Raw genomic sequence first — 14,064 nt, forward strand, 5'->3', positions numbered from 1 at the left:
CTTCAAATCTTTAATTACGCGCTGATGTCCACGCCGCCAGCGGCAGCCCGGTCTTTTGCACGTTGGGCCAGCATGTCCATTTCGGATGCGAGCAACAATTCTTCTTCAGGTGCATCGCTGCCAACTTCCCCACCGGGACCGCCATTGCCTGCACCTTTAGCCATCTGGCCTTCGCCTTCCTGCTGTTGCAGGTTAAAGTTCATGTCGCCCATGTTCAGGCCAGCTTCAGCCAGAGACTTCGCAAGATCAGAGGCATCGTTCTTCAGCATCTGCAGGGTCTCAGGGCGTTCGGCGACAACGGTTGCCACAACCTTGCCTGAAGACATATCCAGCTGCACTTCGATGCGCCCCATTTCCAGCGGCTTGAGCTGAATATTGATGCGATCGTGACCTGCTTTGGCCGCTTTGCTGATCTCAACAGAAATTTCTTCCGGACGTGCCGTTGTGTGAACAGGTGGTTTATGTTGGGCTGCCTGTTTGGCCTGTGCGGCTTGCTGGGTCTGTTGGGTTTGTTGCGTGTTATTCTGTGTACTGGCTTGTGCCGTTTGTGTATCCACACCTTGTGGCTGGGAAACCATGGTGGTTTTAGCGGCTGAACCAGCACCTTTTGCATCCCCGACCATATTCTGGAAGGACTGGTTCTGGCTCTGCTGGGTGTTGGTGTTTTGCGTGTTCTGGGTCTGCGCATTTACTACGGCAGCCTGGGCGTTCTGACCCTGATTACCTGTGTTGGACTGTTGGCCCTGCTGCTTGTTGGCAGCCGCTGTTGCGGTTGCAGCTGTTGCCACCTGACCTGCATTTGACAGGTTTTGCGTTGGGGTGGAAGACAGTTCAGCAGACTGGTTGGTCACATTTACGCTGACATTGGCCCGTTGACCAGCACCCAGTTTTTTGGACAGATCGGCAGCCTGTTTTTGCGCATCACCAGATAGTTCACCTTGCTGTGCAGGATTAACAGCCTGTTGATTGGCATTTGTGTTCTGGGCTTGTTGCTGTACCTGACCTTGTTGCGGGCCATGTTGTGCTGTTTTGTTTTCAGCACCACCGGATTGCCAGCCTTGAGAGAACTGACCTTTATTTTCTGTATTGCCCGCTTGTGTGGCCTGAACAGACTGAACAGTTTCTGTTGTTGTCTTTGTGGCGACATTCCCTTTCTTGGGGTCAGCCATGGCAACGATGGCAGGATCAGCTGCCATTTGGGCCGCAGCCGCTGTGCTTTGTGCAAAAGCATTGCTGGCGGCTTCATCAGACACATTATCAGTGGCTGCGTTCTGATTGCCTGCAGCATCCTGACCTTCATTGTTTTGGCCTGTGTTGCCCGTATCGGATTGTCCGTTATCAGCTGATTGTTGATCTGTAGAGGAAGTATCATCATTGGAGGCCGATTTTTCACGTGGCGCGTGATCGTCCTGCTGATTGTCGTGGCCATCTTGTGAAGCGTTTTGACGATGGTCATCCGGACGGCTGTCGCGGGTGTCGTCCGCACGGCCATAGTCGCGGTCATCGCGGCGTTCACGTACAGGTTCATCATCACGGTGGTTTGCCGGACCAGCTTCGCGTTCATCACGATAGCCGTGGTCGTGCGCGCCGCTGCCGCCGTCATCATAGACGCCTTCATTTTGCGAAGAATTTGTCGACATGGACATATTCGTATTCATGTTATCGGTACCGAAGACCAAAAAACTAGAGAACTGGGGACCCGAACCCGCCTGGGCTTTTGATCCGTTCTTTGCTGATCCTGCAACGGCAGCAGCTGCTGCGTTACGGTTTCTTACTGATAAATCATCCATGATCGCTTCCTCGCAATTTCTACATGTCGGCAGAAAACTTGCAAAGGGTGTGCCAATTGATTTCATATTTTTAAGATGTTGATTTTATTGACTTTATTGAATCTGCTTGGCGGATATTTTTTACCGAGTGGAATGACTTGGCAAAAATTACTAGGCAAATAGTGCCAAGTCCAATGAACTTGTGTATGTTGCTTTTAATTGTGTGATTGTCAGTAATTTAAGTCTGGAATGAAGTTATGAGTGAAATAGATGTGAAAACCGCTTTGAATGTGCACTTGGGGATCGTTCGTACCGGAAGTTCATCTATCAGACGACTTATTCGAGATTATTGTGAGATTTCGGGGGAAGTTTGTAGCCATTTTCCAGAGACGGACCAGGAGCAAAAATCAGATGACGCCAAATATATTCTCATGGAATGTCCGTATCCCTACCACAAGCAGGTAGAACGTCCTTGTCGCTATTTTACGACACTTCGTGATCCCGTTGATTCTGTTATTTCTGAATATTATTTTTATCTGGAAAGAAATGAAATTGATAAGGATGTGACGTTAGACGATTACATTTCTGCTCTGCCAGCGTCTTATAATAAACAGGCAAGATGGATGGCTGCGATCAATAGCCCTGATGAAACACGTCATCTGACAACTCAGCCGCGCAATATGTTTGAATGTGGCTTTTATGACACTATCGATGATAGTGACCTGTTGGAAGAGGTAAAGGAAAGTGCAGCAAAATATTTTGCTGTAATCGGATTGCTTGAACGTCTGGAAGAAACCGCATTTCTATTTGCGACCCAAATGGGATGGAGTACGGTTCCAATCTTGAAACGTATGAACCCGAGTATTCGAACGAGCATTGTCAAAAAGACACCGCCTACAGTGTTGCAGGTTCAGAAAATCAAGGCCTGTAACCGTGCGGACGAGATTTTGTACCATAGTGTTGTACAGAACTTTAATCAGCAAGTTCAGGGGATTATGCAAACCTATGGCAGTCAGTTTGCCACCTATCAGGAACAGTGTCAGGTGGTTGATCGGGCTTTTTTGGAAAAACAGGAAGAACTTGTTGAAAAACACAAGGCGTAAACAACCGAGCGGGCTTGTTGCGATCGCTTTATCCAATCAGATTTACAAAACTGCCTCTGTTGAATGAGCTGGCAGCATATTGGCCGGAAACAGGGTTGGAGTACTGAATAGGCGGGGAGTAGGTGTCACTGCCTATAGATAAATCTTGGGCGACGCTGTTCCCCAGGGAGGTGCCACCGCCAGCGGAATTTACAAGTGAGCCATAGTTAAAGCCTTGAGAGATGGCATCATTTAATTGCTGGATACGCCCCAATCTTTCTTCAACGGAATATAGTGCATCGTTGATGCGTCGGGCGGCATCTTCCACGCCCAAATCTGAAAGGACGTTGATGTTGGACAAGCCGAGTGCTTGTGAGTCAACGGCGACCCCCTGAACTTTGATTTTTCCACCAAGTTCATTTGTTTCCAGGTACAAAGTTCTGTTGTCTGAACGCAAGAGACTGACGCTTCCAACTTCTGCTGAATCTACGATGGTTTCAAGCGTGTTTAGAAAGCGTGAAATATCCGCTTGCAGGGTTACACGTGATGTTTCGGGAAAGTTGGTTGGCAAGTTTGTTTTTTCAGCGATGTTAATTAAGGAGGCAAGTCCTTCTATCACTGAACTGACAAGGCTGCTTTTGGCAACGGCAAGTTCGGTCAGGTCTTTGGATCGGCTAGGCGCAATGGATGTGGCAAAAGGTTGCCTTTGGCTCAGGGCAGACGGCTGGGTACTCGACTGAGAGGTTACAGTCGGAACATATAAAACAGCAGATAAATTATCTATTGCCGGAATAGCCATCTAAATACTCACATTATGTGTAAGTGTTTATCATATCATATTGTTATACAGATTGAAATTTAACATTCTGTCAGCGTTTGAATTGTCCTCTGTACACCTTTTCCATTACACAAAGCGGAAGCTGCCTTGCTCGTTTTTTTAAAAGTGTTTTCATCGGTAATTTGTTGGATGGCGTTGGTTAATGCCGTTTCAGTAATTTGATCAGGTTTCCCCAGGTTTATGCCTGCACCTGCCCGTTCGATTTCATTAATCATATAATGTTGATTGTCTGCAATTTCGACCATGAGGCTAGGGAGGCCCAAAACGCAACGTTCAAGGGCACTGACTCCACCTGCACCAATGGCAATATCGCATTGGCACATCAACTGTGTGAGAGGCGAAACATTATGGTGGAGGTTAACTTTATTTGGGTTTTGGTTTGCGCTTTTCTTGATGTCTTCCAAATGAGGGTTAGATCCGCCCACAATGATTTCAAAGGAGGAAATATTGTTGACTTTTGGCAGGTGTTTCAACAGCAGTGTGGTGACGTTGTTCGGATCTGTGCCGCCCATTGTGATAACAACTTTTTTCTTGTTTTGTGCAACGGATTGCAATCGTTGAATTTGGGCTTCACGCGCCAAAGCGTAGCTTGGGTCAAGGAGGGCAAAGTCAGGTCCCAGTAGCATTTTGCAGTTTTGTGGGACCAGGTTTTTATATCTTTCTGAGGTGCTGCCTACTGTCTGGTCCAGAAGGTAATCACAATCATGTTTTCGGTTTGCCAAATCATCGATGGCCAAAATTTTTCCGACATAGGGGCGAAGCTGTTTTGAGAAGGTCGCGTCCAGATCATAGTTGTCGTAAATGAAAATCGCCTGGGAAGAAAAACTGATCGCTTCGGCGTCATCTGTTGCCGGGTTGAATGCGATGATATTGATTTTTGCAGGTAGAATATTTTTGATCGTATTTGCTGTTTCTTCGGATATGAGCAGATTGATTTTATAACCATTTGCGAAATATTCCCGAGCCAAATTCAGGCAACGCACCGCATGGCCAAGCCCCAGTGTTTTTGAAGCTTCGAAATGAATGTAAATATCATGCATGAAAAGCGTTACCTTTTTCAAAAATAAAGATTCAGATAAGGTTTATCGTGTACCCTTTGATTTGACGATTCTGTATTATTCTATATTCTTTATAGAGCTTTATGTCACATAGGGGATTAAAGTGTATAAAAAATTTTATAAAGAGGCACTGCGTATTCGCCTTGTGGAAGAGAAAATAATCGAATTATATCCGTCGGATAAAATTCAAAGCCCGGTCCATATGTCTATTGGGCAGGAAGCTGTCGCTGTCGGTACTTGCCAAGCGCTGGATGATGATGACTTGGTTTTTGCGACCTATCGCAGCCATGCTTTCTATCTGGCAAAAGGTGGGGATATGCCAAAAATGTTTGCCGAACTATACGGTCGTATCGGCGGGGGCTGCAAGGGCAAAGCAGGCTCCATGCATCTGGCTGCGCCCGAAGTTGGGTTTATGGGGGCATCGGCAGTTGTTGCGAGTTCCATCCCGCATGCTGTGGGGGCGGCGATGGCCGCGAAAAGGCGTAAGACTGGCCAAGTGATCATGTGCGCGTTTGGCGACGGGGCGACAGAAGAAGGTGTTTTTCATGAAAGTATGAATTTTGCTGCCCTTCATAAGCTACCTGTTTTGTTCCTATGTGAAGATAATGGTTTAGCGGTTCATTCCTTCAAAAAAGATCGACAGTCCTATGAACTGGATCAATTGCCTGAAAGTTATGGGATGGAAAAAACAGTTATTGAAAACGGTATGGACTTTGTGAATGTGCAAAAGGTGACCAAATCCGTTGTTGATAAAGTGCGCAATGGTGAAGGACCTGCTTTCTTGTTGATTAATACCTATCGTTATAAAGAACATGTCGGTCCCGGTGATGATTTTGATGCAGGTTATAGGTGTTCCTCAGATTATGATAAATGGTCAAAACTGGATCCGCTTGTGCAGGACGAAGATACCTATAATGACTTGAAGGCAGAAGTTGAGCAGGAAGTCATGGCCGCTGTTCAGTTTGCAGAAGACAGTCCCTGGCCTGGCCGGGATGAACTTTTAACGGATGTATGGTGAGCAAAAGATGGGCTTGAAAACGATTTCATACCAGGATGCGTTGTTGGAAACCATGACGCATGGATTGGAAACCAACCCTGACTTTGTCATCATGGGCCAAGGGGTGGATGATCATAAGGGGCTGTTTGGAAGCACAACGGATTTGGCCAAGAAATATGGTCATGACCGTGTGATGGATACACCATTGGCCGAAGAAGGTGTGATGGGCGTTGCTGTTGGTGCGGCCATGAACGGGATGTATCCGGTTCTGACACACATCCGCTCGGACTTTATGTTGCTGGCAACAAACCAGATCATCAACATGGCCGCCAAATACAAGTATATGTTTGGCGGGACAACGGAAGTGCCCTTGATGATCCGCGCGATTGTCGGGCGCAGTTGGGGGCAAGGCGCACAGCATTCACAAAGTCTGCAATCGCTGTTTGCTCATATCCCGGGATTGACAGTGATTATGCCCTCCAGTTCACAGACGATCCTGGATAGTTACCCTTACATCATGGAAAAGGTCAAAGGGCCTGTTATCAGTTTTGAACATCGTTTGCTTTACACATTAAATTTTGATGTGGATGAAGCGGCAGTGGCAAACAATGCGGACCCGTTGAAAGCACGCAAAATTCGCGAAGGTGACGATGTCACGATAGTAGCAACCTCAATCATGGCGCTGGAAGCAACGCGTGCGGCCAAGTTTCTGTCCAATGAGGCAGGTATTAACTGTGATGTGATTGACCTCCACTGTTTGTCACATATTGATGTGGATATGATTTGCGAAAGTTTGAAAAAGACGGGCAAGTTAATTGTCGCAGATACCAGCTGGGCACCTTATGGCGTGTGCGCTGAAATTTGCCGATTGGTGTGTGAGCGTGATCCAAGTTTGTTGAAGCAGCCAGTGGAAAGCCTATCTATGGCATGGGCCCCTTGTCCAACAGCAAAAACACTGGAAGACATGTATTACCCGCATTTGGGGGATTTGTGCGATACGGTTGCCCGTGTCGTTACAGGTAAGAAGGAACATGGCGTTGCGTTGCCAACGGAAACATCTATGGCCGACGTATATAAACGTTTTCGCGGTCCATTTTAAGAATAAGGAATAGAATATGCGTGTTTTAATTACAGGCATCACAGGGATGGTCGGAAGCCATTTGGCGGAATATATCCTCGCAAATCACCCGGACGTGGATGTCTATGGCATGGTGCGCTGGCGCAGTCCGCTTGACAATATTCAGGGTATTCTGGATCAGGTCAATCTGGTGAACGGGGATTTACGTGATTTGAATTCTATGATCAAGATTATGGAAGAAATCAAGCCAGACCGCATTTTCCATCTGGCTGCACAATCTTATGTGACCGTCAGTTTTGATCAACCTGCAGACACACTTGAAACAAATGTGATCGGCACGACAAATCTGATGGATGCCGTGCGTTGGGCAAAAATTGATCCACGCATTCATATCTGTTCTTCTTCAGAAGTTTATGGCCAGGTAAAGGCAGATGAAGTGCCGATTACCGAACACAACCCCTTGCGCCCTGCAAGCCCATATGCGGTGTCCAAAGTGGGTGAAGATATGGTTTCGTTACAGTATTTTCTGTCTTATGGCCTTAAGACAATTCGCACGCGGATGTTTACCCACACCGGTCCGCGTCGCGGCGACGTATTTGCGGAAAGTACCTTTGCCAAACAGGTTGCAGAAATAGAAGCTGGCCTGAAGCCAAACCCGGTGAAGGTAGGTAATCTGGATAGTGTGCGCACCATCGCGGATGTACGTGATGCCGTTCGGGCTTATTGGTTGCTATTGGAAAATGGGGAACCTGGCGAGGTTTATAATATCGGAGGTGAAGAGACCATGACGGTTGGTGATATTCTTGATATCTATAAAGATATGGCCACTTGTGAAATTCTTCATGAAGTTGATCCAGCACGCCTTCGTCCTTCCGATGTTACCTTGCAAATTCCGGATATTTCAAAGTTCCAGAAGGTGACAGGCTGGAAAGCTGAAATTCCACCGCGCCAAACCTTTGCAGATTTGCTGAATTATCATCGTGAATTGATTAGAAAGCAAAGGGCCTAATCATGAGCGTTGTTGTTACCAGAACTCCTTTTAGAATGTCCTTTTTTGGGGGGGGAACAGATTATCCCGATTGGTATCTCAAGGAAGGTGGGGCGGTTCTGTCAACAGCAATTGATAAATACTGTTATATTACGGCCCGCTATCGTCCACCGTTTTTCCCAACGGTACATCGTATTGTCTGGTCACATATTGAGCTGGTTCAAAGTATCTCTGAAATCCTTCATCCTGCGGTTCGTGAAAGTTTACGCATGTTGAATTTCGATGATGCTCATGGAATTGAAATTATGCACCAGGGGGATTTGCCAGCCAGAACAGGCATGGGATCAAGTTCCGCATTTGCTGTAGGTTTGATTTTGGCTCTGAAAATGTTACGTGGTCAAAATACGACGCAGGAAGACCTTTACCTTAAAGCGATTGAACTGGAACAAGATTGGTTAAAAGACTCCGTTGGATCTCAGGATCAGGTTGCTGTTGCAATGGGGGGAATGAATGTTATTCGTTTTGACACGGATGGCAGCATTAACGTTGATCCGGTTCAAACTTCAAAACAACGATTAAACGGTTTGAATAGTCGTTTGATGATGTTTTTTACGGGGACCAGCCGGATGTCATCGGAAGTTGCGAAAGATTTGATTTCCAATATTGGAGATAGGACATCTATTTTGCGGGAAATGAAGGATTTGGTCGTTGAGGCGCAATCTATTCTGGAACGCAGTGATCGCGACCTGGATGACTTCGGGCGCCTCATGGATGTGACCTGGAATCTGAAAAAGAAGCTTAGTGGAAAAATCAGCAATTCTACAATTGATGATATCTATGATGCCGCAAAGAAAGCAGGTGCCCTTGGTGGTAAATTACTTGGGGCAGGGCATTCAGGTTTCGTTGTTATGTATGTCCCTCTTGATCGCAGAGAAGCGGTTCGCGGCGCGTTGCATGAATTGATGGAAGTACCTTTTAATTTTGAAATGCGCGGTGCAAGGGTCATGAATGATCATGCTTGGATTAATGATCTGACTCAAAATGTGCTTGGCAAGTTTAATGATAAGGCGGTTAAATAATATGCCATTAAGAAATGAACTGGCCCTGGTTGCCGCAAGACTGAGATTACGGGCCTTACAGGCTGCACTTAAGGCAAAAAAAGGACATGTACCACCTGCCTTTTCCTGTATGGAACTGGTCGTATCTCTTTATCACGGCGGACTTTTGAATGTGGATGCTAAAGAACCTGAGAAACGGGATCGAGACCGTTTCATTTTAAGTAAGGGGCATGCGTGTCTGGCTCTTTATACAGCAATGTCGGATTGTGGTTTTTTCCCTGATGAAGAACTGGATGATTTTGCGGGTAACGGGTCTGTTCTTCCTGGTCATCCTGATCTGGAAATTCCAGGTGTTGAGGCCATTTCAGGCTCTCTTGGTCATGGGCTTGGATTGGGCAGCGGTATGGCTTTGGCAGCGCGCATGAACCGTGAAAACTGGAAAACGGTTGTTGTCCTTGGGGATGGTGAATGTCAGGAAGGCTCAATCTGGGAAGCCGCCATGTTTGCCGGACAACAAAAACTGTCCAATTTGACAGCGATTGTTGACTACAATGGATTGGGTGCAACCAATTATATGGACAATGTTATTTCCATGGAACCTTTCGCCGATCGCTGGACCAGCTTTGGTTGGAATGCGATTGAGATCGACGGGCATGATTTTGTCGCGATTGAACAGGCGCTGACAAGCGGATTGGATGATCGTCCAAGGGCTATTATTGCAAAAACGACAAAAGGCAAAGGTGTTGATTTTATGGAGAATTCACCAAAATGGCACCATGCATTACCGCAAGGTGAACAGGTGGAAGAGGCGATTAGTCAGTTGCAGTCAAAGATTGATGCTTTGACGGATTTGAGCGAATAGGAGCTGGTAAGATGGATTTCAGAGATGCTCTTTTTGATCAAATTCATGATCTGATGCGCCATGATGAAGATGTTGTGGTTATCACTAATGACATGGGGGCTTTTGGTTTTGATCAAATCGCAAGGGATTTTCCGGAACGTGCGGTAAATCTGGGGATCGCCGAACAAAATCTTGTGTCGGTTTCCGCAGGTTTGGCTTTTGCGGGTAAAAAGGTTTTCGCATTTGGTATTGCGTCTCATGTGGCGTTTCGCTGTTTTGAGCAAATCAAGCTGGACATGTGTGTCGGAAACTTGCCCATTGTTTTGATTGGCATGGGGCCTGGTTTGACTTACGGGAATGATGGTCCAACGCATCACGCTGTTGAAGATGTCGGTGCCCTAAAATCTATACCCAACATACAAATCTTTAATCCCTGTGATGTGGTTGCTGTCGGGGAAAGTGTTCAGTTGGCTTTTGCCTCCAAGGGGCCTTGCTATATTCGTTTGGACAAGGAAAAAAATGCTCCGTTGTGGGAGGCGAACGACAGCAGCTTTGCTGATGGCATCAAGGAAGTCAAATCAGGCGATAAAACCGTGATGATTACAACGGGTATCAGCACTTTTCGTGCGCTACAGGCTGCGCAGGGAACAGGGGCCGCCGTAATTGATGTTTTGCGCTTAAAGCCTTTGGCAAAAGACAGGCTAAAGGAGATCCTTGAAGAGTTTGAACGGGTAATCGTCGTTGAGGAACATGTGAGAACGGGTGGCCTCTATAGTTCAGTGTGCGAAATCCTGGCAGAAAACGGACTGTCTAGAAAGCTAACGGCTGTGACATTGCCGGACGAATTTCTGATGGGGTCAGCCAGTAGAGATTGGGCGCATCAGAAGTTTGGTTTCACACCAGAGGCCTTGCGTGAAATCATAAAAGAAGACTGAAGAATGATCACATTCGCGCATAATTCCCTTGAATTACCCGCTATCGGTTTTGGATGTATGGGCCTTGGCGGACGCTATGAACGCGAAGATCAGAATGATAAGGCTGCTCAAAGTATCATTAGGCTTGCCTATGAATTGGGTGTCCGTTTTTTTGATACGGCCGAAGTCTATGGTGCGGGGCATGGTGAAGAGGTCTTGGGCCAAGCTGTTAAAGGTCTTGGAAAAGATGTTTTTATTTCCAGTAAATTTTCGGCATCTCATGCGGCAGCCAAGGATGTAAAGACTGCCTGCGAAAACAGCCTGAAGCGCCTTGATCGTGATCATATTGATTTATATCAGTGCCACTGGCCCAACCCTGATGTCCCGTTTGAAGAAACGCTGGGGGCATTGGATGATTTGCGCACCTGTGGCAAGATCAGGTATGTGGGGTTCTCAAATGTCACCTCTGCACAATTGGCTGAACTGAAAAAACTTTGTCCAGCAGGACTTGATGTCGTGTCGGCACAGCAGGACTACAGTCTGGTTGAAAGGTTCTGTGAACATCGCATTTTACCATATTGTCAGGAAAACGACGTAACGCTGATTGCTTATAGTCCATTGGGTCAAGGCAAGGTGGACTTGAGCGGCGCACGTGCAGCAGTGCTTCATGATCTGGCGAGTACCCATGGGGTGACACAGTATGCAGTGATGCTGGCTTGGGTCATACATGCCAGAAATGTAATGGCAATTCCCATGACCCAAAACCCGGATCATCTGCGCGCTAATATGACTGCTCTGGATGTTTCTCTGAAGGAAGATGAATACGAAGCCCTTTCGGATGCTTTTGCGCTGAATGTAGCGGAAATTGATACGGATCGTATTGAAGTGCTGACCTCTCACACAGGGAAATCATTCAAAACCCGAAAGGAAGCGGAACAAAATACACTGAACCTTTCACCAAGTCCGATGAAACTTGCTGAAGAATTGAAAATCGGTGAAATGCTGAAACCTGTAAAAATAAGGGAGCATCCTGAAAAAAAAGGGTTCTATCAGTTGTATGAGGGGCAGTTACGTTTTTGGGGATGGGTGATCGCCCATGACGGGAAAAAACCGATTGCCGCCTTGATTGAAAAGAAAAAACTATGACGTCATCTGGCATTGCTTCAGGGAAATACGTTCTTTTTGGTGCCAGTGGTCTGGTTGGGTCTCATGCCCTGACACGGCTTTCGGGGCAACCGGATGTCGAGGTGCTGGCGGTTTCCGGTAAGCGTGCTCTGACATCCTCGGCGGGTAATGTCAAAACTGTGCAGGCGGACCTGACGGATGAAGAAATCTGCAACCAATTATGTGAAGGTGCGGATTATGTTTTGATCTTTGCTGGCGTGGTTGCAAGTGCCCCTGTGTTGGCGCAAGACCCGATTGGTCCAGTCCAAACGAATTTGAAAATTGCTGTAAATTGTATGGAAGCTGCTTGGCGAAATAAAGTACGTCATTGTGTTTGGCTAAGCAGTACGACAGGTTATTCACCATTGGAAGGGAATATTACAGAAGATCAAATGTTTTTAGGTGACCCGCCTGGTAACTGGTTCGGCTTGGGATGGATGACACGTTATGTGGAAAAGTTTGCAAGGCATTTGGCTGAGAATGTGAATGATCCAATCGCGATTACGGCACTAAGACCCAGCTTGGTCTATGGTGAAAATGATCACTTTAATGAGGAAAATGCGCATTTTCTGCCTTCGCTGATCCGCCGGGTTGTCGGGCGAGAAAAGCCAATTGAAGTTTGGGGGAACGGGGAACAGACCCGTGATGTGATACATGCGGATGATGTTGTAAATGCAGCCCTTTTGGCGTTGCACCGCAAATCTTTGTTCGCGGATTACAATATAGCGTTTGGTGAAAGCTATAGCGTTAACCATATCCTAAGTTTGATATGTTCTATTGATAGCTACGATGATGTTGAAATCACCTACCGTCTGGACAAACCGCAAAGCCTCGCAAAAAGGGCCTTTTCTATCAGGAAAGCTCAAAAGGAAATTGGCTTTGAAGCAAAGGTTTCTCTTGACGAAGGCCTTAAAAGAACGATTTCATGGTATCGAGAGAATATCGATAAGGCAGAAGCCTGGAAGTGAGTGATTATGACACTACAAGTCGGCGTTGTGGTGCCTACATGGCATTACTGGATAGACCCGATTAAGTTGCAACCCCTGTGGGAATTATATTATGCAACGTTAATTGAAGATCATGTTGATAATGTATCTGTGCAGATTATTGACCGACGTGGCAATCAAGATGAACCTTACCCGGAATGCGATGTTTACTTTTACTGGGTGATGAAATCTGCAGATGCTTTTGAAGTTTATGACATTGTAAGCAGTATTAGAAAGCTATATCCGCAATCGCGTCATTTAGGTGGTGGCAACCATGTTGACCATTTGACTGAGCAGGCATCAGAACATTTTGATACTGTTTTTCTGGGAACGGCAGAAGAACTGATCTTTCAGGCATTCAAGGACTTGCGGGCAAACAAGCTTGAAAAAATTTATCGTGCGACGGGGCCATATTCTTTTTGTGCTTATGGACACAGCCGACGCCATTTCCTGCCAAAAGAACGTGTCGTTAATGACAAACACTTTTCTCAATATGGGGGGGTACCGGGAACTGGCGTTTATTTCTCGCGCGGGTGCAGCTTTAAATGCAGTTTCTGTGTCTATAACAATCCCGGGAAATTTGAATATCGTGACGGTAAACAAATCACCGATGAAATTGAATATCTGAAAAAGAATTACGGGGTTGAAGGCGTTAATCTGCGCGATGAGGTGTGTATCCCCGTGAACAGAAAAGTCGCCCAGCCTTATCTTGAGGCCATTGGAAACGGTGGCGTCATCTGGCGTGGTCAGACGGTTCCGTTCGGGGATGAAGAAATGGTCCGTCTTGCTGCTGAAAGCGGATGTCAGGAAGTCGCCCTTGGCATGGAAAGTGCTGATTCTGATGAAGTGTTGGTGATTTCCAATAAACCATCAAAAAGCATTGATAAGAACAAGCAGTATGTTGAAGTCCTGAAGAAGTACGGTATTCGGGTCAAGGTTTGCTTGATTTTTGGTCTGCCTGGGGAATCAAAACATGTGGTGGACCGTACCATCAAGTTTCTGGAAGAAGTCGAACCTGATTATGTCGCCTTGTCCGGGTTTGACCCGGTACCCGGCTCGCCGTTCTATAATAATCCTGAAAAATACGGCTTGAAGTTTATTGATAAGGATCTGTCAAAACATGCGCACCTTGTCTATCGATTTGGCGATGAGGAAGACGTGGGCCTGCCGTTTGAATATGAAGAAACAGCACCATGGGGAACACCCCTGACACGTAATGAAATCGTGAATAATATTAAAACAGTTCAATCCTGGCTGCGTGAACGCGGCATGAGTTATTAAGGGGCGGGAA

13 protein-coding genes are annotated in these 14,064 nt (G+C 46.5%); 10 read left to right on the top strand and 3 right to left on the bottom strand.

The window, feature by feature from the left end:
* Positions 1-14: 14 nt before the first annotated feature.
* Positions 15-1,790 (bottom strand): flagellar hook-length control protein FliK, encoded by a 1,776-nt coding sequence (locus RYZ26_RS05390; RefSeq protein WP_317682137.1) that lies wholly within the window; start codon positions 1,788-1,790, stop codon positions 15-17.
* A 236-nt stretch (positions 1,791-2,026) separates the two neighbouring features.
* Here RYZ26_RS05390 and RYZ26_RS05395 point away from each other — a divergent pair, with 236 nt between their 5' ends.
* The gene (locus RYZ26_RS05395) at positions 2,027-2,872 is read left to right on the top strand and encodes a sulfotransferase family 2 domain-containing protein (RefSeq protein ID WP_317682138.1); all 846 of its coding nucleotides are present in this window, start codon (positions 2,027-2,029) and stop codon (positions 2,870-2,872) included.
* 28 nt (positions 2,873-2,900) lie between these two features.
* Here the strand turns inward: RYZ26_RS05395 and RYZ26_RS05400 are convergent, their stop codons facing one another.
* Positions 2,901-3,650 carry a hypothetical protein gene (locus RYZ26_RS05400; protein ID WP_317682139.1) on the bottom strand — a complete coding sequence of 250 codons (750 nt, stop codon included), beginning with the start codon at positions 3,648-3,650 and terminating at the stop codon, positions 2,901-2,903.
* 59 nt (positions 3,651-3,709) lie between these two features.
* The gene (gene pseG / locus RYZ26_RS05405; protein ID WP_317682140.1) at positions 3,710-4,729 is read right to left on the bottom strand and encodes a UDP-2,4-diacetamido-2,4,6-trideoxy-beta-L-altropyranose hydrolase; all 1,020 of its coding nucleotides are present in this window, start codon (positions 4,727-4,729) and stop codon (positions 3,710-3,712) included.
* A 121-nt stretch (positions 4,730-4,850) separates the two neighbouring features.
* Between pseG and RYZ26_RS05410 the strand changes: the two genes are divergently transcribed.
* Genes RYZ26_RS05410 through RYZ26_RS05450 form a run of 9 tightly spaced genes read left to right on the top strand, consistent with a single transcriptional unit; the run spans position 4,851 to position 14,054 of the window.
* On the top strand, positions 4,851-5,765 hold the full coding sequence (locus tag RYZ26_RS05410) for a thiamine pyrophosphate-dependent dehydrogenase E1 component subunit alpha (RefSeq protein ID WP_317682141.1): 915 nt from the start codon (positions 4,851-4,853) through the stop codon (positions 5,763-5,765).
* Positions 5,766-5,772: 7 nt separating this feature from the next.
* Positions 5,773-6,843, top strand: coding sequence for an alpha-ketoacid dehydrogenase subunit beta (locus tag RYZ26_RS05415; RefSeq protein ID WP_317682142.1), 1,071 nt, complete (start codon positions 5,773-5,775; stop codon positions 6,841-6,843).
* Positions 6,844-6,859: 16 nt separating this feature from the next.
* The gene (locus RYZ26_RS05420; protein ID WP_317682143.1) at positions 6,860-7,831 is read left to right on the top strand and encodes a GDP-mannose 4,6-dehydratase; all 972 of its coding nucleotides are present in this window, start codon (positions 6,860-6,862) and stop codon (positions 7,829-7,831) included.
* Between the two features lie 2 nt (positions 7,832-7,833).
* On the top strand, positions 7,834-8,889 hold the full coding sequence (locus RYZ26_RS05425) for a GHMP family kinase ATP-binding protein (RefSeq protein ID WP_317682144.1): 1,056 nt from the start codon (positions 7,834-7,836) through the stop codon (positions 8,887-8,889).
* 1 nt (position 8,890) lies between these two features.
* Entirely contained in the window at positions 8,891-9,730 is an 840-nt protein-coding gene (locus RYZ26_RS05430) for a transketolase (RefSeq protein ID WP_317682145.1), read from the top strand.
* A gap of 11 nt (positions 9,731-9,741) precedes the next feature.
* Entirely contained in the window at positions 9,742-10,644 is a 903-nt protein-coding gene (locus tag RYZ26_RS05435) for a transketolase family protein (RefSeq protein ID WP_317682146.1), read from the top strand.
* 3 nt (positions 10,645-10,647) lie between these two features.
* Positions 10,648-11,769, top strand: a complete 1,122-nt coding sequence (locus tag RYZ26_RS05440) for an aldo/keto reductase (RefSeq protein ID WP_317682147.1) — start codon at positions 10,648-10,650, stop codon at positions 11,767-11,769.
* Entirely contained in the window at positions 11,766-12,755 is a 990-nt protein-coding gene (locus RYZ26_RS05445; RefSeq protein ID WP_317682148.1) for an NAD-dependent epimerase/dehydratase family protein, read from the top strand. The genes RYZ26_RS05440 and RYZ26_RS05445 overlap by 4 nt, the downstream gene beginning before the upstream one ends.
* Before the next feature lie 6 nt (positions 12,756-12,761).
* Entirely contained in the window at positions 12,762-14,054 is a 1,293-nt protein-coding gene (locus RYZ26_RS05450; protein WP_317682149.1) for a B12-binding domain-containing radical SAM protein, read from the top strand.
* The last annotated feature ends 10 nt before the right edge of the window (positions 14,055-14,064 follow it).

Source organism: Terasakiella sediminum, from assembly GCF_033100395.1.
In the GTDB taxonomy this organism is placed as follows: domain Bacteria; phylum Pseudomonadota; class Alphaproteobacteria; order Rhodospirillales; family Terasakiellaceae; genus Terasakiella.

Bases quoted from the DNA above. Each gene is read 5' to 3' on its own strand.
- RYZ26_RS05450 (WP_317682149.1), top strand. From the start codon at position 12,762: ATGACACTACAAGTCGGCGTTGTGGTGCCTACATGGCATTACTGGATA.
- RYZ26_RS05400 (WP_317682139.1), bottom strand. From the start codon at position 3,650: ATGGCTATTCCGGCAATAGATAATTTATCTGCTGTTTTATATGTTCCG.
- RYZ26_RS05420 (WP_317682143.1), top strand. From the start codon at position 6,860: ATGCGTGTTTTAATTACAGGCATCACAGGGATGGTCGGAAGCCATTTG.
- RYZ26_RS05440 (WP_317682147.1), top strand. From the start codon at position 10,648: ATGATCACATTCGCGCATAATTCCCTTGAATTACCCGCTATCGGTTTT.
- RYZ26_RS05435 (WP_317682146.1), top strand. From the start codon at position 9,742: ATGGATTTCAGAGATGCTCTTTTTGATCAAATTCATGATCTGATGCGC.
- RYZ26_RS05430 (WP_317682145.1), top strand. From the start codon at position 8,891: ATGCCATTAAGAAATGAACTGGCCCTGGTTGCCGCAAGACTGAGATTA.
- RYZ26_RS05390 (WP_317682137.1), bottom strand. From the start codon at position 1,790: ATGGATGATTTATCAGTAAGAAACCGTAACGCAGCAGCTGCTGCCGTT.
- RYZ26_RS05415 (WP_317682142.1), top strand. From the start codon at position 5,773: ATGGGCTTGAAAACGATTTCATACCAGGATGCGTTGTTGGAAACCATG.
- RYZ26_RS05445 (WP_317682148.1), top strand. From the start codon at position 11,766: ATGACGTCATCTGGCATTGCTTCAGGGAAATACGTTCTTTTTGGTGCC.
- pseG (WP_317682140.1), bottom strand. From the start codon at position 4,729: ATGCATGATATTTACATTCATTTCGAAGCTTCAAAAACACTGGGGCTT.
- RYZ26_RS05395 (WP_317682138.1), top strand. From the start codon at position 2,027: ATGAGTGAAATAGATGTGAAAACCGCTTTGAATGTGCACTTGGGGATC.
- RYZ26_RS05425 (WP_317682144.1), top strand. From the start codon at position 7,834: ATGAGCGTTGTTGTTACCAGAACTCCTTTTAGAATGTCCTTTTTTGGG.